Origin of the sequence: Shewanella basaltis (genome assembly GCF_023283885.1) — a bacterium.
Classification (GTDB): domain Bacteria; phylum Pseudomonadota; class Gammaproteobacteria; order Enterobacterales; family Shewanellaceae; genus Shewanella; species Shewanella basaltis.
The window spans coordinates 25528-45699 of record NZ_JAKILA010000031.1 but is presented as its reverse complement, the minus strand read 5'-3'; the positions used below and the strand labels follow the sequence as shown (position 1 = coordinate 45699).

Below are 20172 nucleotides of genomic sequence, written 5' to 3'. Positions count from 1 at the left end.
CACTTAAAGAATGCAATTTAAACCGTTTCGCACTCAGTGAGTGCGAAGCCAAAGCAGCCCACTTAAAAAGTGGGACTACAGCGAAACCCGGTACGCTCCTATCCCACTTTTGTTCCAAAAGGTCGGATAGGAGCTACGGGCAAGGGGATACCCCTTTGAACCCAACAGCCACATGCTGCGCATGTGAACAAATCAAAAGCGTGAAAGATAAAATCAATATGTACACTTTTATGTGGTACGCACTGTTTTTATGTACAGTTATAATGGTGTTTCAACAATTTATGATAAAAATTGATTGAAAATCGTTCTTTAGTTGTATCGTATTTAAAAGTAGATAAATCATAATCATCTGATTTTATTGCCTTTAATTTTTATTACCGTCTAGGCATATCTTACTTTACGCGCAACCTCGGTTTGTTTTTGTCTGTTAGGCACAATTAATTGCTTTACTTCAATAAGATAGCAAATGTAGGATATTATTAATCAATAAGTTAAGGGACTGACTTTACTGCGCAAGCCCTTCAATAAGCTGTTATGTTTTCGAGGAGCCCACAGTTGAGTTCAAGTAACTGGGACAGTGCTGTAATAAAGAGTATTGGCTATGTTGGTATAGGAATCGCCATTTGGTCTTTATTTAATGGCCTGGCTCCTTCATCACTCAATGATATATTTGGACTAGCAGTTACTTTTTTACTTTATATTGGCGTTTACCTGATAATTTCTATCGTTGGTTGGTTAGTGGTTGGTTTTCCTGTTCACTGGTTTGTAAAAAAGTACACTAACGGATCTTATGCTTTTTACATCGCAATACCACTAATAATTGTGGTTGGTGGCTTGTTTAATAACTCCCCTAAAATATTAGGTTTGGCGGCATTATTCCAAGCCCTTTTATTTAGGTATTATCTGTACAAAAAAACATAACAAGAGCCTTAATTCGCTCACAAGCTCGCTCGGACAATTAACAATGGGCTATTGTCGCTGCGCTCAATATTTTAGCCCATTATTAATTCGCCGTTTAGGCGAGCGTTAGCTATACAAGGAGTTCCATGAGCGATCCGCAAAAAACCTGGGAAGAATATTACTCCCGGATCAAAAACAGAAAAATAGATGAAGCAACTCAATTATGGAATGCTGTTTTAGGCTCTGGAGCAAATGAGGAAACAGTTTTCGCGATGGATTTTTCTCATTTTTGTGACGTCCCGTCGAAATTAAATGAACTAGCTAAACAACTCAGCGAAAACTATGAAATCGAGCTCAGTGAAGTTGACGAAAAAGGGTATCAATTTTTAACTGGCACAACTCGACCATATGGTAATGAATTGAGCGAAGAAGATTTCATAAACTGGATATCTTTTATGTGCGACGTTGCTCAGTCTTATAGTTGCGTATTTTCTGAGTTTTCACTGGAAAGTCCAGAACTTGGCTTAGTTTGGTCAAATTCAGAGTTTGAATCAGGCAAGTATAGCTAACAAACAACTGTAGTCGTTCGCTAGCGCTCACTGGGACAATAACACGTAGGCTCAGTCGCTTCGCTCCCATTTTAGCCTACGTGTTATTGCCCCTAAGTTGGGCGTTAAGAGCTAAATCCGAGCAAGGAATTATAATGAAGAAAATTTTACTGTTGCTAGTTTTCGCTTTTTTAAGCCCTCTTGCTGTTTCAGGGGAGAGAATTATTGCGATTGAGGGTTCTGGGGAAATTGAGGCAACGCCTGACATTATCCGAATAAACTATGATGTTTATAACCTTAATAAAACTGATGCATCAAAAGCAAAAGAGGTAGTAGATAAAATATCCTCTGAGTCCATCCGTTCACTCATAAAATTAGGGGTAAAAGAAGAAGATATTACCTCCTCTTCACTAAGTGTCGAAACAGCAGAAGACTATGATGGTAACGATAATCCATACATTATTGGTCATGTAGTCAAACGGAATATTGATGTAATCATCAGAGATATAAGCCTCTACGGCGCAGTGATTCAGTCTTTGGTAGATAGTAACGTATCAGAGATTGGCAGTGTGAAGCCTGATGTTTCAAACTACGATCAGCTTAAGCGTGAAGCACTAGCTAAAGCAGCAAGTAATGCAAAAGAAAATGCAGAGTTTCTGGCCAACGAATTTGGTGCAAGAATTGATAAGGTTCACCAAATAGGCAAGCAAAATATCAGGCGTCAGTTCAGTCTCGAAGAAATCGTAGTTACTGCTAGAAGAAGAGAGTCGGCTAACTCAAAAACTACAACATACGACTTTCAGCCAGGTAAGGTTAATATATCGTCAGAGGTTTACGTTGAATTTTTGCTTAAATAAAGCTCTTAACAAGGCCAAGCACAATCGCCCGCAAAAAGACGCGGGCTGGACCTCGCTGTCGCTCGGCCTGTGTTGGCGGCGTTATACGCAATTAGAGATCAGTGCATGAGAGTAATAGTTACACTACTTACAATTTCTAGCGTAACCATTTTAGGGGGATGTGACTCATTATACGGAGTTTCCAGATACACCCCAGTTGGTGAAGTAAGGCTTCCTATAGAGTGTATGATTGAGGCAACTAAAGCAGTTTCTGGCGTTTCCGGTGTAGAGCACCGAATCGAACAAGGCGGTCGTGAATTGACTTTGAGCGGTGTGCAGCAACCGGAGACTATTGATAGGTTTCTGTATAGCTATGATGGATTACACGGAAATTTCTATTTTCGCACTAACTACAAGGGCGTAGTTGAATTTCACCATACCTACATTGATATCAATCGCCGTCCCGCTCAGTCTGAGATCGATAGGATTAGGCCAGCGATGATAGAAATTGAAAATTCAATACGTAAGCGATGCGACGTAGATCTTTCAACAAAAGCAATAGAAAGCTGTATAGAGGTTACCTGTGGGGGCGTATAACAATCATATGCAGTGGAGCAACCTACGTTCCGCAATTTTTGTGCATTCCCTTCGGTCATTTTTGCACAAAATAGCTCCACTACGGCTGCCCGCTGATGTGGGCGTTAATCATTGACAACCTAACCGATAAAGACTTAAATGTCATATATCGACTACGAATGTTCACTTTCTGAGATGTGATTTTTCGATTAGTTATTGATTATAATGAATTTTAGTTTTATTTTGTGGCTGATTGTTTGGGTTCAAATCCCTATCCCTCCGCCATATTTATCGAGAAAGCCTCGTCAGAAATGATGGGGCTTTTTTGTTTTGGCGAAAGATAGGGACTTTGAACCCACGGGTTCCTCTTTATTACAAGCAAGCTATCCCTCCTCAAAATCCAAGACCATATGCAAAATGCCAAATCGACAAACCTAAGGCCTTTTTATTTGAGCGAAAGATCGGACTTTGGCCAAAACATGGCCCCCCCCAGTTGGTTAAATGGTAAACACTCAACTAGGTGTTAGTTACTTTTAACTCTGACAGGTAATCTAAGATGACTAGACCAAAACAAACCATCGTGAGCCTAGAAGATAGGCCCTGCAGATTAGCTGCGGGCGTCACGATGAATTTTCCTGCTGTGCTAAATTTCTTAGATGACACATAAATCACTCATTTAACGATAATATTTTAGTTATATCGATAAAAATTGATGAGTTGAGCACATCAATCATAACCCTCGCCAAAGCCATGAAAACGAGTTATGTTATTTGTTCAAGAAATGGGTGGCATCGTTTTTGATTAGAATAAAAGAATGAATCTGAAGGGATTGCTTTGCCTACGGCCGTTAAACTCTTTTTGGAATTAAGACCTTATTTTAAACAGTGTTGCTGTGCAACAGTCAGGCAAAGACACATGGAAAAGTCTTTAAGTTTTAAAAAACACTATTGAATTGAAGTGAATGAAGCTATCTTAGTTTCTGGATTATAACGAACTCTTACTTGATCTTCGACACGCCAGCGCCCCCACTCTCCATCGTATCGACCAGCCCAAACCATGATTGCACCTTCTATTTTGCACACATAATCCCATGTTGTGTTATCTGCAGGTCGATTATAAGAAACATAGACCCATCCTTTAATGTCAACTCGTTGAAATTGAATAATATGTAATGGTTTACCAAACTGGTCTGCTATATATGCTTTGCACAAAGATGCCTTTTCTTCTGTTGTCCAATCGTATTTCGTTTGGTATTTAGGTTCATATGAACCCATAAAAAAATAGCATAATGCAACAATGAATATAGCTAACATCCATATGAAATATGTACCTAAAAAACTTTTTCTTGTAGTCACAGATGGGGGGAGTTGATTCTCATTCATAATAAAAAAAAATTAAGACACCCAAGATTGTTGACTAAATATTGAGCGCTGAACTACGCTTTATTTACCCTTTCACAAACGGTACTTGAAGATGGCCAGACCAAGACAGACAATTGTTAGCCTGGAAGATACACCTTACTATCACTGCTGTTCTCGTGTGGTGCGTAAGGCATTCTTGTGCGGAATTGATAATTCAACAGGTGAGAACTTTGAGCATCGACGCGAGTGGGTTGATTCACGCATTCTTGAATTAGCGACCATTTTTGCCATCGACATTTGTGCTTATGCATTCTTTGTAATGAACAGGGAGTAACCATCTGCATGTGGTGTTAAAAGTTGATGCTGATAAAGCAAAACAGTGGTCAGATAAAGAAGTGCTCATTCAATGGCACAAGGGCTTTAAAGGTACGTTACTCACGCACAAATACCTTAAAGAGGAAGACCTTAACCAGTTTGAACTTCAAACGGTTAATGAATGCATTACTGAATACCGTAAACGCTTAATTGATATCAGTTGGTTTATGCGCTCACTCAGTGAGCCCATCGCCAGAATGGCCAATAAAGAAGATAAGTGTACTGGTCGTTTCTATTCGCTGCCATCCATGGCGCTCACCCTTCGGGCCAGCTAAAGCTGTTCAAATCGATTCCCAATAAATTTGTGGGAAGGGCGTTTCAAATCTCAAGCACTACTTGATGAAGCTGCAGTATTAGCCTGTATGGCTTATGTCGATTTAAACCCTGTCAGAGCCAAGATGGCCGCAACCCCTGAAACCTCAGATTACACCAGTATTCAGCGCCGAATCAATTCAGCGATAAAAGGCGAGCAACCACCAGAGCTATTACCGTTTGTGGGAAATGAAAGACTCAATATGCCTAACGGGCTCATGTTCAGCGTAAAAGATTACATTGTACTGGTTGAAGATACCGGTCGAATTATTCGAGAAGATAAGCGTGGCGCCATTAGCTCAAGCAGTCAGGACATACTGAATAGGCTCAACATCCCCGCAGAGAATTGGCTTAAAATCACTACAGAGTTTGGTGCATTATTTAAAGGCGCTGTCGGCGCATTACCTGCCTTAACCGAATACTGTGAGCATTTGGACCGAAAACGACGACAAGGCGCGGCAAATTGTCAGCGCTGGCTGTGCGCTTAAGTCATCATCCCCAATCAAATTACAATTCTTCTTATACTTGATTGATATCAAGATTTCCTGCTGCGTCGAATTCTGCAAATGATGAATAAACCACTCATTTAACGATAATATTTTAGTTATATCGATAAAAATTGATGAGTTGAGCACATCAATCATAACCCTCGCCAAAGCCATGAAAACGAGTTATGTTATTTGTTCAAGAAATGGGTGGCATCGTTATTGTGCGAATACGCGGCACAATTCACTCATTTTAAAGCCTGGGTTTGCTTTCTTTACTTCGCGCATCATTTTAAGTTTTGATTGTCTCGAATGAAGAAAGCCGCAGCCTTTTTTAAGATATCATTATCCCTCATGGCTTGTTTTAGTTGGGCTTCTAGGAGTTGAATTCTTCGTTGGTCTTCAGTTAATGCTTTGGCATTTTCTGGTGTTTTACCGGCTAATTCAGCTTGGTACTGCACTTTCCATCGAGACACAGCAGATTTACCCGCACCTGACATATCTTCGATTTGCTTGTTCGTGTAACCCTGTTCGACCATCAGCTTGGCATATTCTAATTTTTGAAGAGGGCTGACAGTGATTTTCGTTTTTCTAATCATGATAAATACCTTTAAGATTTTGCTTATTTTAAGCTATAAATCTCTACAGTTTCATTAGACCATTACAATCAGGAGGGTTTCAGTAAAACAGATGCTCAAGCAGTTCTTAGTGGTTCAACTGCCGGGTATTACGTTCGCACCCCTAAAGGCGACGTTAGGTTTATAAACGAATCAATCGCCAAAAGAACCAGAGAGAGGTGGGGAGCTAAAGGTGAATCAATATGCTCTGGAGGGGCGCCATGTATGACACCGTATGGTTCGTCAAATTAAGGATTGAATAATGCTAAACACTATAAAAGTAACATGCTTGTTTATTATGTTTGTTTCTACGGGGTGCGCAATGGCCGAAGATTACCAAAGGACCTCAGAGCCATTACCGAAGGCGTCACCTAGAATAATCGTTGTTGAGAGTTCACCAACAACGAAAAGCGCTATCAGTAATTATTCTGGGTTGTTTGCTACATTGATGGTTAGGCCAAAAGTAAGGAATGGTGAATACTGGAAACCAAAAGGGTTGCGAGAAGCTGCTATGGAGTTAAACAGAATGTTGCCTCCAAAGTTTATAAAACGATTTTCGAAATACTATGGTCTAGGAAATAGCCTAGAGGCACTCAATGGCTACACGCCCGACAGTGACATAGAAGAGCGCCAGTACGACCTTGACCAATACCTGATAAACATTTGGGGCCTTGACACAAATTCAAAACTAGGAGTGGAATTTCAATGTATGGGAATCTTTGAAAGAGACCTTCATAAGTTTTATGTTTTCTGGGCTGGACTTGAAGCTGAAACAAACGGTATGAGCATTGAAACTGATATTTCAACTGAGTATCACAAACTTAAAAGTTATTTAAAAAAAGAGTGTGGCTTTTAGATTCGTACTGACTTTTGCTGGCCGTATCCCTGCGGGATCCGGCCCTTACTTTACCAACCATAATCACTGCTTCACCCCACTTCAGCATCAGCAACAACCCCACACCATCTCCAAAATATTCCAATTTTAGACTATAATCTCGAAAGTTATGGAGAGCCGAATGAGTAATATCAGCAACTTAGAAGATTACAGAACACCCACCCCAAACACCGAAAACTCGAAAGTTACCAATACCCGCAAATATAAAGATGTTCGTGAGCGTGAGTATCTAACATCATCAGAGATTGAACGCATCAGCAAAACTGAAAGCCTAGTCGTTGCATTATGGATAAAGCCAACTTCAATTGACAATTTTTCATTTCAATCATATAGTCAATCTTAGTTAGCAATTGCAGACTTTGAAGATGCAAATCTCTGCAACCAAATGAATTTAAACGACTATTTTACCTATTTAATTCGAGAGTCTGGGTTCAAATCCCTATCCCTCCGCCACATTCAAATAAAAAGGCCCGCTATATTTAGCGGGCCTTTTTATTTGGGCGAAAGATCGGACTTTGAACCCCAAGGCTTCTCTTTATTACAATAAAGCTATCTCTCATAAAAATTCAAGACTAGCACCCAAAAAGTATCATTAGGGATTGCTAATTAGTTATGGGGTTCTTGGTTAATCTTGGATACTTTTTTAGGCTTAACAATCTGCCTTAAGTGACCAAAAGCGTGTTTGAAAGGGTTAATGTAAATCCCCATTAACGTGTCGTGTCCTGGTTGACCTGAAACACCTATGGTTAAGTTTTTAACACTCGATGCTTTAATTAAACTGCCATAAAGTTTGTCCCATAGCGATAATGCAGAACCAAGATTCGTATCGCGGTGCTCTTTTGCAATGGAATGATGAATTTGATGCTGGGCTGGGCTGATAAACCAGTTTTCAATCTTATCCCCCCAAGACAGCCAAATGTGACTATGACGTAAGTTTGAACCAAACACATTAAATAAAAACACAAATACGTTAGCGCCAAGCACGTCAAACATTTTCAAGTTTGGGCCAAACAAGTAATAACCAATGCCTACAGCAATCCCTTGGGTTAACGTCATTCGGCAAGCATACAGATAACTTTCAACGGGGTGAGTGCGGTAAATGGTAAATGGTGTCATTACTGACGCCGAGTGATGTACTTTATGAAACTCCCATAAAAATGGGATTTTATGCAGTGCAAGGTGAAGCAAAAAGCGGGTTAAATCATCAAGAATAAACAATAAAATCGTAAACACCGTGATGATAATTGTCAGGTTTTGCGTTAATGGTTCAATAGGTGTAAACAACAGCTCTAGAAAATCACTTAACCCTAACGCAATAGGCACCATAGTGAATAACAGCGGTGCAAATAAGATAGCCTTTATCAGCTTATTACACACTAAAAGTAAGTAATCATGTTGAGCTGAACGAGATAAGTAAATGGCTTTGGGAAACAAGAACCGACCAAAGCCAAGCACTGATTTAGCTGTTGTTATTCGCCAGTAAACAGGGATAGCCAGCAAAATTGCACCAACAAGGTATAGTCCAAAAATGCGCTTATTTGCATCTAATAGATACCCTATTAACTCCACAAAATTACTCGATAAAAACTCTACCACTGACATACTGACCTCAAGTTCGAAACCACTTATTGCTCACGATCGATTTAAATCCATCGTGAGCAATACATTATTGAATAAAGCTTAAAAACGATACTGATAACCGATTTGAAATTGCTGTGGCTTGCTCGGTCTTGCGCCATAAGGTCTACGGCTAACAATCTCTTGAGTATCAAATACGTTATCCGCTTTGACATACACTAGGCCATATTCATTGAAGTTATAGCTTGCAGACATGTCGACCACGGTTAACGCTTCTGTTTTATTGCCAGAAAGCACCACACCTTCCCCTGATGCTTCTAGCATTTCACCAATGTAGCGAACAATCATATTAACGTCCCACTGGTTGCTTACTAAGCCTAAATTCAATGACACTTGATTCTCGGGTAAGTAAGGTAGTTGATCACCTGCTTTGATTTCGCCCCACATATCAAAGCCTGAACTAAAGCTCGTTTTGAACTCAGACTCGGTATAGGTATAAGAAACTGAAATAGGAAACTCTAAGCTATCATTAATATTAAACGCGTACCCTGAAGTTAGCTCCAAACCAATGACATCAACTTCGCCGCCATTAAATTCAGTATCATCATCGCTACCACAACTTGAGAACTGACAACCTTCTTTGAGGTTGCTAATGTCATTAAAAAAGCCGATAACTTCTAAGTTAAATTTACCATCATTATAACGGCCACCTAACTCATAATTAACACTGCTTTCGGTCTTAGTAGACGGGTCTTGTTTTGGACTAGTAGGCAAAAAGCCCTCATGCACACCAAATAATAATCCCGCCTCATCTGACAAGGCATAGAATAAACTTAAGCTAGGTAACCAAATACTGGTCTCTTTATTTAAGTAGTCTTCCTCTGCACCTGGCGCACGATTTTGATATTCCGCATCTATAAACTCACCACGAACACCCGCAGTAATGTCTAATGAATTAATGCTAATGGTATCTTGGAAATAGATTGAAATGGCATCTGTGCTTTCTCTGTCAGTGGTCGACGCTTTTGTTGGCTCGCCGTCAGTCACTAGATTTGCACTGCGCATTAGGTAATCATCAGTGGTGTGATCGCGTTCGATTTGATCTTGATGGAAGCGTGCCCCAACCTCAAAGTGGTTGTTATAGCCCAGTAAATCCATATTCCAGTTCAAATCAGCCTGAATACCTTGGGTAAAATAAGTTCGATCGTTATTACCTAAGGTCATTTTTTCATATTCAGCAACGCTATCTTCTTGTCCTGTTAATATTTGATAAAAACGTTGGTTGGTCTCGTCTTTATCTGGATCGGCTAAGATCTCTTGTAAACTACGATTAACTAAACCACCTTTAAAGCCATTGACCTTATACCATGCACGCTCAAAATCATTGCGATAGACACGCGTAGTCAGTTCAAAATGTTCATTGGTGACAAAGTGGTTTAACTGGAACTGGGTATGAGTCCAATCCATGTTATCCAATTGACTCGCCACATATCGTCTATTGGGGTTAGCAGCAAAGTCGTCATCGCTTAAACCTAGGTAGGTTTCATCTGAGGCTTCGTTAGCATAAGCCAGTTTTAGCTCGAACACTTGATCGACTGTATCGCCATCAAGGTTGTAGCGTAATTTAGCCATGACATCATTTTTTTCAAATCCAGTATCACCGCCGCCATCAAGTTCTTTAAAACCGTCGGCCTCCATGTGAATACCTTCAATTAAAAAACCAAAATTATCAACAGTATCGCCATAGTAACCGTGAACTTTCATCAAGCCGTCGGTTCCTGTTGAAACATCAATTAATCCTTCAGCATCTTGCGGTACAGCGCGTGTCACCATGTTGAGCGAACCCGCAACGGTATTAGGGCCATATTTAATCGCAGCAGGGCCTTTAAACACTTCAATAGCGGTCATTTTTGCCGTCATTGGGAAGTAATAAGCTGAAGCCGCAGAATAGGGTGCAGGGCCGATAAGCACCCCATCTTCCATGATATTAATTTTTTGACTACGTTCAGGTGTCGCGCCACGAAAACCAATATTTGGTCGAAGACCATAACCATCTTCTTCACGAATATTGACCCCAGGCACGCTATATAACACCCGGTTAATATCATCAAATTTGAATTGCTCTAGTGCTAACTCATCAATTAACGTCGCTGAACCTGTGGCTTTATTTAAGTTTTGATCGCGGCCGATAATTTGCATTTGTTCAATATAGCTATCGTTGCTAGTGGCCTTTGCTTCATCTTCAGCAGCAATAGCACTGTAACTAACCAAAGAAGATTGTATCGCCAACACTAACGCCAGCTTTTTAGTCAGTAATAAACGGTTCATTAATCGTTATCTCCAGCTGATGTTTGTGGTAACTCTAAAGCTAAGGTATTGATAAAGTCTGATTTAAGCGTATCGGTGACAGCCTTAACATCCGAATGAGTATCAATAACTTGCTGTTCATCGGCTGTTAATGTTTCAGCTAGGCTCAGCTGATAGGCTTGCGCATTGGCGATAGCGGCATCAATGCTTTGGGTAATCAAGGTTGCAGTAGCTGCATCGTTTTCATCGACTAAATAATCATCAAAACCCAAACCATCTTCACCTTCATACAAAGCTTTGAGAGCAATGAGGTTATTGGCAATATTTTCTATGGAGTAAGCTGATAAAGGCGATTCAACATCTTGCGGACAAACGCTGGTACCACAGGAATTGGCAAAGTAACCCAGTGGCGTTGCTATCTTGCCGTCCTTGGTGACACTGTCGATATAAAATAATGCATCGCTGAGCTTATTCACGGCGGCATGAACCGTTGCAAAGCTACTACCCGTTTCACCAGCGGATTTTAACGTGGCTGCGTAGCCATCATCACCACTCCACTCAGTGACTAATACGTTTGCATTCACATTGATATCGCGAGCAACTTCTGCGGCAAATTCACAACGGGCAAGTCGACGAGACTCATCGGTGCGGTTATCCCAACCTTCAGGGGTGACACTTCCTGTACAGCTATGCTCTAGACTTGGGTTATATAATAAATACTCTAGCGCTATCATGCCTTTTCGAGCAGGTGTACGTGCTGAAATATCGTAAGGCACACCATTAATATCATTATTTTCATAAGAAACGACATCTAAATCAACACCACAACGACTCATCACTGGCCAAGAATATATTTTGTTTCTTAATGCGCCATCATCATTTAATAGCGGCCCTATTTGCATCATTTCAACGCGTTGCCATTGGTCCATTGCAGAGCGCCAACTTTGTTGCGCAGTTTCTGTGGCGGCTTGCAACTCTGATGCATCAACCGTACCTTGCTGATTGCCTAACTCAGCAACACAAAGCGCTTCGATTTCGTTTGCTTGGGTTAAGCTTTTCGCAGCAAATTGCTGGAAAGTCGGCGTTATAACGCCATCAACGATATTAGTAATTAATGCGCGTTGATCAAAGTCTGAAGAAGTATCACCATTATTGCCGTAATCAGCACCTGCATCACTGCTTGTGCTTTCATTACAACCCACTAAAAAAGTCGCACTAATGGCTAAAAATAATGCTGAAAATGTATGCTGTGGTTTCATAAAATTCCCTTACTCTAAAAACGACAAAAGCTCGGCGTTTTTCAACGCCAAGCTTTTTACCTCTATGAGGTCAAATCAAAATAGGACTTACCAGTTAGCAACGTTATCAGCATCAAGAGAGTAACTTGCTTGTAAAATGTCACGGGCCGCTTTTAAATCAGCAATATAGCCGTCAACATCACCGGTTAATTCTGGCGCCATACCAAATAAATCATGCATGGTCTCAAAATCTTCATCACTGATTACGCCGTACTCACTGAACTGTAAACCCAGTGCAAAGCCCTTCATTTCAGAATAGTGCTTGGCTAAGTTATCGTAATTGAAATCAGCGCTGTCACCACCTGTTGCTAGTGGCTCTAAATCTGCTGAAACATCATTGATATAATGAATAACAGTAGCAACGATAGCATTTTCCCAAGCTTTAACACCTGCCATTGCATGGGTTTCAAGCTCTGTCATTTGGGCATCAGTTAATGCGCTACCAACATTATCATTAATGATTTTACGTCCAGCAATAAAGGCTTCCATTGCTTGCATAGTGTAATCCGTAGGCATAGCGTTATCAGCTGATCCTAAGTCACGTTTTGCAGCATTTACAGATTGGCCAAAGTTATATTCTGAATGTAAATCAATTTTGCCGTCGCCATCAGTGTCTTGAGAACCATTCCAGTCAGCACGGCCTTCATCTTCAGTCACGTTACCTGCAATCTCTACATCGCTGTATTCAAGGTAGTTACGTGCCGCACCAAAATAACCAAAACCTTCATCAAATTGATGCTCAAGGTTGGTATATGCTGCGCCATCACTAGCAGGGTTAATATTGTCTGTTGTTAAACCTTTCCCTTCTGTGTCTACACCAAAGTAATCATCTGTAGCTTGAGAGTAGGTGATAGACATAAGCAGGAACTTTTGAATCAACTGCGCTAAATCTACACCGTCTTCATCAAGGTACACTTTTGAAATGTCATTACCCAATACATCCTTGCGAACTTCACCGTTAATTTTAGCAACAGCGTTATCTGCTAAACGATTAAATAATGTGTCGATTAATGCTGAAGGTGTTGTTGAGCCTTTAGCGCCCCAACCAGCAAATGCGCCATTGTTCCAATCTTCGTGCTGTCCGCCTGTATCATTACCAGCAACTTTATCCGTTAGGTTTTTATAACCGGTAATATCTGACAGTAATCCGTCTTTGGAATTATCGAAGAAAGTAATTGGTAAATCAGGGTATTGTGTTTCTTCATCAGGGTTGAAGAAGTAGTTAAGCTTTGCCAATACCTCATCTTTAGTGGTTAATTCGTTGCTATCAATTTCAGCTTCTAATGTAGAAGAAATGTATTGGTTTAACTCGGCAATTAAAATGTGACGTGCAGTTTGGCCAGTGTATGAAACACTAGATTCGCCATCATTCAGTTTACTGTCGAAAGTATAGCGATCCATGATGTCGTTAACTGTCACAGTAAGATCTTTACTGAATGTTGCACCATCAGTATCGGTTGCTGTAATAGTTAAGGTAAATTCTGTGGTTTCTGCAGAATCAGCATCTAACGTTACGTCATCCATCAATTTTAGCGTTGTGCCGTCAATAACAAACTTATCACTGGTTAAGGTGAAAGTATGTGAATCACCAGAGTCACTATCAGCAGCAGATAACGTACCTACAGTGGCACCCGCCATATTTTCATCAACGCTAGAATTAGAAAGAGAGATATCCGTTGGCGCAGAATTCGTTGGCTGTGTTGTGCCAGTATCTGATGAGTTTGAATCTGAACCGCCACATGCGGTAAGTAAGCCTAATGAAAGTGCGATAGTCGTCGCTAAAACTGTTTTATTAAGTTGCATAATATTCCCCTGATATAAAAGCCATAGGCTAAAAGACACTGACCAAAAGCCAAAATGTTAATGAATTATTACAAAAACAATAGGGTAATGGTAATGATAATTCATCTTATTCGCAATACTTTAAGTACAAACTACATTAAGCACCTCTAATTTAAAAAATGTAAGTTGCTGAATTTAATACTAATTAACCATATTTTATTAAGAGAATTGAAAAAACCTGAAAATTGGTGAGTAACATACCGATTACAATGTAAATGTCATTGTCATTGTCATTGCGGTAAGTTAAATGCACTAATAGCCAATTTGATGATGCAATTGGCTGATAGGATCAAAAAAGGACAACCCATTTGCAGAGTTGTCCTAATATTTATTGATGCAAACAAAACATGGCCATATGGACGCTCCGGGGAGTGAAGATAATACTCTGCTCACCGAAGGCTTTTTGGCCTTAGTTTTCTGTACAACACCCTCACTTTTATCGGTGTTTTTGATGCGCGCATATACCGCTAGAAGTGGTTTTACTACCCTGATATTTATAAAGTCGCGGGCTTAACAGTGAAATCTGCACCAAATGAAATCAGTTCATAATTATTGAGCTTTTTCAACTTCAGGAATAAAGTCTATCTCAGTTAGCAATTGCAATTTTTTAAGATGTAAACCACTGCAACCAAATGAATTTAAATGACTATTTTAATTATTTAATTCCTAGGGCCTGTTGATCTTTGCTGGTTGAATTTTGTTCGAGTTAAAAACGTTTTAATCGAGGCGAATGGATTGAAGCCTAGCCACCTAAGCAAAATCTATTCAACAAAGAGTAAAACGTTTTTAGCCGAACCCTGTGGGCAGCGTTTGTTGGTCATTTTTACTGCGTTATCGACTTTTTATGTAGAATAACTACACCTCAAAGTCTCTGCCGCGCACTTGTATATGAGTAATGGCCAACAATTCGCTGCAAAAACAACCTTGAAAGGTCAACAGGCCCTAGTCTCAGCTCCCATTTATTACAAGCAAGCTATCCCTTCGCAAGATTTAAGGCCAAATACCAAATCAACAAATCTAAGGCCTTTTGTCAGCCGAAAATTATGCATGCCTTAATTAATTTTCTTGCTCGTCTGCACAACATTCGTCTTGTAAAAAACCAATGACTGACTGCAACGTATCATATTGTGCAATACAAAATAACGTTCTCCCTTCACGGCGCTGGTTAATTAACCCCGCCGACATCAAGCTCGATACATGATGTGACAGTGTTGAGCCAGGAATATCTAGTTTTTGCTGCAATCCACCGACAGCAATACCTTGATAACCTGCGCGCACAACCGCACGATAAATCATCAATCTTGTAGGATGACCTAATTCTTTCAATGCTTTAGCAATAAAATCGATATCCATAACGACACCTTAAATAATATTTATATTTCGATAATACTAGAAATAATTTACTCTCGCTATCATTGAACTATATATTTCGACTATTCTAGAAATACAGTTTAACCATATAAGTCACTACCATGCTGCAAGATACCTTCAAAATGTTTGTGTTTTTAACCGTAGAATTAACCACGTTATTCTTACTGATTAGTTATTTAGTTGGGGTACTACAAACTTATGTGCCACCGCATAAAATCCAAGCCATGCTGAGCGACAAACACGGAAAAGGCTATATTATTGCTGGTTTTTTAGGAGCTATAACCCCTTTTTGTTCTTGCTCAACAATCCCTTTTTTAAAAGGTTTATTAAGAGCCAAAGCCGGGTTTGGCACAATGATGGTATTTTTATTTGCCAGCCCTTTGCTTAACCCCATCATTATTGGTCTATTTACCGTAACCTTTGGACTTAAGGTGACCTTATTTTATTTTGTCATCGCCATGGGGGTATCTGTTATTGCAGGCTTTGGCTTAGAAAAGCTCGGCTTTGAAAAGCACATCAAGCCAGAAGCCTACTTAGCCCCTGCAGCAACAAGATGTCAATCAGCATGTGGTGGTAAATCGAGCCCCGAAAATAAATGGAAAACCATTTGGCTAAGCACTTGGAGCGACTTTAAAAAAGTCTTACCGTATTTAATTGGCGGTATTGCGATTGGTTCACTCATTTATGGTTTTATGCCAACTGAATTAGTGGCTAAATATGCTAACAGTGATAACCCACTGGCAATACCTGTCGCGGCAGTGATTGGTATTCCGTTATACATACGCGCTGAAGCGGTTATTCCATTAAGCGCCGCATTAGCAGCCAAAGGCATGGGACTGGGTGCGGTAATGGCATTGATTATTGGCAGCGCGGGCGCCAGTTTAACTGAGGTCATTTTACTTAAAGCCATTTTTAAAAATCAGCTAGTGATTGCCTTTGTCGGTGTCATTATCTCAATGGCAATATTAGCTGGCTTTGCTTATCAGTGGCTGTTTTAAGTGTAAAACCTGCATAACTAGCTTGATGATTTGCCTTTAAAAATAGTCTGCTAGTTGCGCATCTTCTTTGTGCATTTTTTTAACAAAACTGCACCACGATAGTTCATTTACTGGCAATCCTTGTTGTCGCAAAAACCTATTTATGCCGCTAGATTGATAGCGCATTGTTAAGCGCAACTTATTGTTTTACTGTAGACAACATAAGATCCATTACGCTGTTGATACCAATAACCGCAAACACATGACGTTTTTCACATAAAGGGAAATAAAATGCATAAACACACTTCAATACTGGCACTTACTATGGTGCTATTAATGGGCTGCTCTGGCACTGTCCCTACTTTGGGAGTAACCGACGGGAAATTAACGCCATGCCCAGATTCGCCCAACTGCGTCAACAGCCAGCAAGCAACCACAGATGAAGAGCATTACATTGACCCAATTGCATTTAGCGGCACCGCTCAACAGGCTCAAGTGAATCTACTGCATGTATTAAAAACAGCTGAGCGAGCTAACATTGTGGTGGTAGAAGATGATTATATTCGGGTTGAATTTACTTCGCAGATTATGCGCTTTGTTGACGATGTCGAGTTTTACTTTCCGTCAACTGAGTCAGGTAACATCATGATTCAAGTAAGATCAGCTTCACGTGTTGGCCACTCTGATTTTGGGGTTAACCGTGAGCGAATTGAACAGATTAGAGCAGAACTAACTGCACTTAGTAAGTAATTTATTCATGTTGGCGTATTTATCAAATTAAATTGCGCCAACAATATTAAGGATACTGACGTTTAAAATCTGAATAAGTTAAGCATTTAAGAATAATATTGGCCAAGCGCTTGAAAACAAACTATCTTAATAAACACCGTAGCCACTGAAGTAAACTACTTAGTAATCTCATCTTGTAATATACTCATACGTCTATTTTTAAAACGTTATTCTAATTATGGATAATGAATGAACATCAAAACACTACCAACCGAAACCAAATCAAGTATTAGAATTCAGAAACGGGCTAAAGTTGATTTACTGCTTGGTACGTTGATCATTATTATCATGACCGTTTTGTCTTTTGCCTTCGATGTAGAATTTGTCGAATCGCTCTATCAATTGACAAGAGATCATGAAAACTGGGAGTTAGATGAGCTAATTTTCAGTTTTTTATGGGTAGCGGTGATTGCCACTATATACGGTATTAGACGCGTAATTGATATCCGAACCATCAACAAAGAAATAGCATACCACGCTTTTTACGACTCAATTACCGGCCTACCCAACCGAAGTCTGGCTCAATACCAATTAGAAAAATCATTACATTCAGTAAAACGATCAAAACTAACTGTTTGTGTAATTTTTTTGGACTTGGATAATTTTAAAGATGTAAATGACACCTATGGCCATGATTCAGGTGACTTATTAATCAAAAAACTGGGTAAACGCTTAGCCTCTGTTATCAGAAATAATGAGACTGTCGCACGACTTGGTGGAGATGAATTTTTAATTATTGCTGAATTCCCTAAAGATTCAACTAATATACAGACTTTAATTAGCCGAATAGAAAACTGTCGAGAAAAGCCATTTAATATTAATGGTATTCATATTTCAGTAGCTTTTAGTATCGGTGTTGCGCTTTCACCACAAAATGGAAATTCAGTACAAGCACTAATGGTTGCGGCTGATAGCGCGATGTACGAAGCCAAAAAGAATCAATTAAACTCAGCTTGCTACTATACTGATGAGATAGGGCAAAAAATTTCTGAGCGCTATCGATTATCCTCACAACTTAAGCATGCAATTAACAATGATCACTTGTATGTCGTTTATCAACCGATTGTTTGCTTAACCTCAGGAAATATAAAAGGTTATGAAGCTTTAACTCGTTGGAATTTAGAGGGAACCCACATTAATCCGGAGGTGATTGTATCACTTGCTGAAGATATAGGGAGTTCTGAAGATTTTTTTAAATGGCTTTTAAACGCCACATTAAAAGAATGCTCAGAATTTGTAAAACCCGATCAATTTATCGCAGTTAATGTCTCTGCTAGACAGTTCTTAGATACACATCTTATAATGAATACTACACATATTATCGCTAAATATCCTGACGCTAATATAGAATTTGAAATAACAGAAAGCTCATTAATTGTTGATTTTAAAGAGATGATTAATAGGATCAGTGCACTCAATGAGTTAAACATTAAAGTGATGATTGATGATTTTGGCACTGGCTATTCTTCATTGAGCAGGCTTAAACAGTTAAATGTAGACAAAATAAAGATTGATAGAGAATTCTTAAGCGATGCTTGTCATGATGAAAAGAGCGCGGGGATTTATGAGGCGATTGTTAATATAGCCCATAAACTGGATATTGAAATTGTTGCTGAAGGTGTTGAGTCAATTGAACAGCAACTTTTCTTAAGGCAGTTTAATCCTATCTATATGCAAGGATATTTACTACAAAAACCACAAATTAGTCGAGAGCAAACACCCGAGCATATCATTCGTAATAGAGTAATTAATCACTGATTGCCAAAACAGACACGATTATCAAGCTGATCACATAAAAATGAGACAAGTGATTCAGTTACCTGAATTGATTCAAAGCCTAAATGAATGAAAATAAACCCCTATTCCGATTCGTTTAAAATGATAGTCTAAAAAGGCTTACATCACATTAAGCACTACAGGCCCATCACCTAAATATAACGTTATCCTGTCATACCTTGTATCGTCTAGCATTGATTTGTGAGCAAACGTTCTAGTTGTATAATCTTTATCACCCACATTAATTGAGTGCAAACATTGACACGTTACATACCCAGGGGCTTGTTGATACTGTCCCTAAACTCTATATACGCTGTTGTGATGGCGTGTGCATCTTCTACCTGAGGGTAATGCCCTAGGGTGGGCATGGTGGTGACATTTGCATTGGGGATCAATTGACAATAGCGATCGATCATATGCTGGCCCGAGATCGGATCTAATGCACCGGCTATCAATTTAACTGCCACAGGGCTGTTCACCAATGCTCCAACCCAACGTTCGCGGTGCTGCTTGCGTTGTGTCATATAGGTAATGAGTTTATGTATCACTGCAATACCATCATTATGGGTTAACAATTGCCACAGCGTATCGATGACAACTGGCGTTGGCTGGGTTGATGGGCCAAAGATGTGCTGTAAATTGGCGGCAAATTTGGGCTTAGTGATCCTTTTTGCCACAAATGCCCCTATGGGTGATAACAATAACGTTTGAATTAATACCGGTTTGTGGGTTTCTGGAAATAGCCCGCCATTTAATAAGCACACGCTATTAATGTGTATTTTGCTATCTCTACTGACTTGCCTTGCGAGCAACTCTTGCGCGACAGTATCGCCGTAATCGTGAGCTAAAATATGGTATTCATTCACGCCTAACTTGGCTAAAAGCGTCTGAAAAATATCGGCTTGCTGGCTAATTAAATATTCGTTGTTTTTAGGTTTGTCAGATAAGCCAAAACCCAGCATATCAAGAGTGATCACATAATAATGCTCAATGAGTTGTTGCCACATGCCTTCCCAATCCCAACTGGCACTGGGAAACCCATGAATAAGCAACAGTGCCGGCGCTGCGGGATTTCCGCCAATGCGCGTAAAAATGTGTTGACCATTAAGCTGTTCAAACTGCCCGTGTTGTTGCCACTCGCTCAGGTTCACCATAATTTAGGGGCTCATTTAACATAAACATTGTTTATTAGATTGGCACACTTATGATCTTCAGGTCAATCTAGAGATAAAACAAATTCAATTTATACAACAACTTATATAACAATTTGTCTAATGATATCCAAAATTAATTGGCATAGACTATTTTTTAGATTTGGACGTATACTAA

The 20172-nt window shown here is 39.7% G+C and carries 16 protein-coding genes and 2 pseudogenes; 10 read left to right on the top strand and 8 right to left on the bottom strand.

Features of this window, described 5'->3' with window-relative positions:
* The first annotated feature begins 555 nt into the window (after positions 1 to 555).
* From L2703_RS17810 to L2703_RS17795, 4 genes are all read left to right on the top strand, one after another.
* Positions 556 to 921, top strand: coding sequence for a hypothetical protein (locus tag L2703_RS17810; RefSeq protein ID WP_244731956.1), 366 nt, complete (start codon positions 556 to 558; stop codon positions 919 to 921).
* A gap of 125 nt (positions 922 to 1046) precedes the next feature.
* The gene (locus L2703_RS17805) at positions 1047 to 1469 is read left to right on the top strand and encodes a hypothetical protein (RefSeq protein ID WP_248972372.1); all 423 of its coding nucleotides are present in this window, start codon (positions 1047 to 1049) and stop codon (positions 1467 to 1469) included.
* Positions 1470 to 1603: 134 nt separating this feature from the next.
* Entirely contained in the window at positions 1604 to 2305 is a 702-nt protein-coding gene (locus tag L2703_RS17800; protein WP_248972371.1) for an SIMPL domain-containing protein, read from the top strand.
* A 225-nt stretch (positions 2306 to 2530) separates the two neighbouring features.
* The gene (locus L2703_RS17795; protein ID WP_248972370.1) at positions 2531 to 2881 is read left to right on the top strand and encodes a hypothetical protein; all 351 of its coding nucleotides are present in this window, start codon (positions 2531 to 2533) and stop codon (positions 2879 to 2881) included.
* A 923-nt stretch (positions 2882 to 3804) separates the two neighbouring features.
* Here L2703_RS17795 and L2703_RS17790 read toward each other — a convergent pair.
* Positions 3805 to 4173 carry a hypothetical protein gene (locus tag L2703_RS17790; RefSeq protein ID WP_248972369.1) on the bottom strand — a complete coding sequence of 123 codons (369 nt, stop codon included), beginning with the start codon at positions 4171 to 4173 and terminating at the stop codon, positions 3805 to 3807.
* Positions 4174 to 4333: 160 nt separating this feature from the next.
* Here L2703_RS17790 and L2703_RS17785 point away from each other — a divergent pair.
* Positions 4334 to 5396 (top strand): annotated as a pseudogene (locus L2703_RS17785) (transposase).
* A 225-nt stretch (positions 5397 to 5621) separates the two neighbouring features.
* Here L2703_RS17785 and L2703_RS17780 read toward each other — a convergent pair.
* Positions 5622 to 5992: pseudogene (locus tag L2703_RS17780) on the bottom strand (transposase); the annotation flags it as partial.
* Positions 5993 to 6332: 340 nt separating this feature from the next.
* Between L2703_RS17780 and L2703_RS17775 the strand changes: the two are divergent.
* Both L2703_RS17775 and L2703_RS17770 read left to right on the top strand, forming a co-directional pair.
* Entirely contained in the window at positions 6333 to 6866 is a 534-nt protein-coding gene (locus L2703_RS17775) for a hypothetical protein (protein WP_248972368.1), read from the top strand.
* Positions 6867 to 7026: 160 nt separating this feature from the next.
* On the top strand, positions 7027 to 7248 hold the full coding sequence (locus L2703_RS17770; RefSeq protein ID WP_182723310.1) for a hypothetical protein: 222 nt from the start codon (positions 7027 to 7029) through the stop codon (positions 7246 to 7248).
* A 263-nt stretch (positions 7249 to 7511) separates the two neighbouring features.
* Here L2703_RS17770 and L2703_RS17765 read toward each other — a convergent pair whose 3' ends face one another.
* The 5 genes from L2703_RS17765 to L2703_RS17740 all read right to left on the bottom strand — a co-directional run bounded on the left by L2703_RS17765 (position 7512) and on the right by L2703_RS17740 (position 15283).
* Positions 7512 to 8501 (bottom strand): sterol desaturase family protein, encoded by a 990-nt coding sequence (locus tag L2703_RS17765; RefSeq protein ID WP_248972374.1) that lies wholly within the window; start codon positions 8499 to 8501, stop codon positions 7512 to 7514.
* An 84-nt stretch (positions 8502 to 8585) separates the two neighbouring features.
* Positions 8586 to 10811: a TonB-dependent receptor family protein gene (locus L2703_RS17760; protein WP_248972367.1), complete on the bottom strand. Its 2226-nt coding sequence runs from the start codon at positions 10809 to 10811 to the stop codon at positions 8586 to 8588.
* Positions 10811 to 12049 (bottom strand): imelysin family protein, encoded by a 1239-nt coding sequence (locus tag L2703_RS17755; protein ID WP_248972366.1) that lies wholly within the window; start codon positions 12047 to 12049, stop codon positions 10811 to 10813. Before L2703_RS17755 ends, L2703_RS17760 begins: the two co-directional genes overlap by 1 nt.
* An 87-nt stretch (positions 12050 to 12136) precedes the next feature.
* Entirely contained in the window at positions 12137 to 13891 is a 1755-nt protein-coding gene (locus tag L2703_RS17750) for a DUF4856 domain-containing protein (protein ID WP_248972365.1), read from the bottom strand.
* A 1095-nt stretch (positions 13892 to 14986) separates the two neighbouring features.
* Positions 14987 to 15283: an ArsR/SmtB family transcription factor gene (locus L2703_RS17740; protein WP_248972364.1), complete on the bottom strand. Its 297-nt coding sequence runs from the start codon at positions 15281 to 15283 to the stop codon at positions 14987 to 14989.
* A 119-nt stretch (positions 15284 to 15402) separates the two neighbouring features.
* Between L2703_RS17740 and L2703_RS17735 the strand changes: the two genes are divergently transcribed.
* The 3 genes from L2703_RS17735 to L2703_RS17725 all read left to right on the top strand — a co-directional run bounded on the left by L2703_RS17735 (position 15403) and on the right by L2703_RS17725 (position 18825).
* Positions 15403 to 16299 carry a permease gene (locus tag L2703_RS17735; RefSeq protein WP_248972363.1) on the top strand — a complete coding sequence of 299 codons (897 nt, stop codon included), beginning with the start codon at positions 15403 to 15405 and terminating at the stop codon, positions 16297 to 16299.
* 270 nt (positions 16300 to 16569) lie between these two features.
* Positions 16570 to 17028: a DUF1499 domain-containing protein gene (locus L2703_RS17730; protein ID WP_248972362.1), complete on the top strand. Its 459-nt coding sequence runs from the start codon at positions 16570 to 16572 to the stop codon at positions 17026 to 17028.
* A gap of 228 nt (positions 17029 to 17256) precedes the next feature.
* A complete protein-coding gene (locus L2703_RS17725; protein ID WP_248972361.1) occupies positions 17257 to 18825 on the top strand; it encodes a putative bifunctional diguanylate cyclase/phosphodiesterase in 1569 nt (522 codons plus the stop codon).
* A gap of 284 nt (positions 18826 to 19109) precedes the next feature.
* Here L2703_RS17725 and L2703_RS17720 read toward each other — a convergent pair whose 3' ends face one another.
* On the bottom strand, positions 19110 to 19997 hold the full coding sequence (locus tag L2703_RS17720) for an alpha/beta fold hydrolase (RefSeq protein WP_248972360.1): 888 nt from the start codon (positions 19995 to 19997) through the stop codon (positions 19110 to 19112).
* Positions 19998 to 20172 lie beyond the last annotated feature (175 nt).

Excerpts from the sequence above, each read along its gene's own strand:
- L2703_RS17805 (WP_248972372.1), top strand. The coding sequence starts at position 1,047 with ATGAGCGATCCGCAAAAAACCTGGGAAGAATATTACTCCCGGATCAAA.
- L2703_RS17800 (WP_248972371.1), top strand. The coding sequence starts at position 1,604 with ATGAAGAAAATTTTACTGTTGCTAGTTTTCGCTTTTTTAAGCCCTCTT.
- L2703_RS17795 (WP_248972370.1), top strand. The coding sequence starts at position 2,531 with ATGATTGAGGCAACTAAAGCAGTTTCTGGCGTTTCCGGTGTAGAGCAC.
- L2703_RS17790 (WP_248972369.1), bottom strand. The coding sequence starts at position 4,173 with ATGTTAGCTATATTCATTGTTGCATTATGCTATTTTTTTATGGGTTCA.
- L2703_RS17775 (WP_248972368.1), top strand. The coding sequence starts at position 6,333 with ATGGCCGAAGATTACCAAAGGACCTCAGAGCCATTACCGAAGGCGTCA.
- L2703_RS17770 (WP_182723310.1), top strand. The coding sequence starts at position 7,027 with ATGAGTAATATCAGCAACTTAGAAGATTACAGAACACCCACCCCAAAC.
- L2703_RS17760 (WP_248972367.1), bottom strand. The coding sequence starts at position 10,811 with ATGAACCGTTTATTACTGACTAAAAAGCTGGCGTTAGTGTTGGCGATA.
- L2703_RS17755 (WP_248972366.1), bottom strand. The coding sequence starts at position 12,049 with ATGAAACCACAGCATACATTTTCAGCATTATTTTTAGCCATTAGTGCG.
- L2703_RS17750 (WP_248972365.1), bottom strand. The coding sequence starts at position 13,891 with ATGCAACTTAATAAAACAGTTTTAGCGACGACTATCGCACTTTCATTA.
- L2703_RS17740 (WP_248972364.1), bottom strand. The coding sequence starts at position 15,283 with ATGGATATCGATTTTATTGCTAAAGCATTGAAAGAATTAGGTCATCCT.
- L2703_RS17735 (WP_248972363.1), top strand. The coding sequence starts at position 15,403 with ATGCTGCAAGATACCTTCAAAATGTTTGTGTTTTTAACCGTAGAATTA.
- L2703_RS17730 (WP_248972362.1), top strand. The coding sequence starts at position 16,570 with ATGCATAAACACACTTCAATACTGGCACTTACTATGGTGCTATTAATG.
- L2703_RS17725 (WP_248972361.1), top strand. The coding sequence starts at position 17,257 with ATGAACATCAAAACACTACCAACCGAAACCAAATCAAGTATTAGAATT.
- L2703_RS17720 (WP_248972360.1), bottom strand. The coding sequence starts at position 19,997 with ATGGTGAACCTGAGCGAGTGGCAACAACACGGGCAGTTTGAACAGCTT.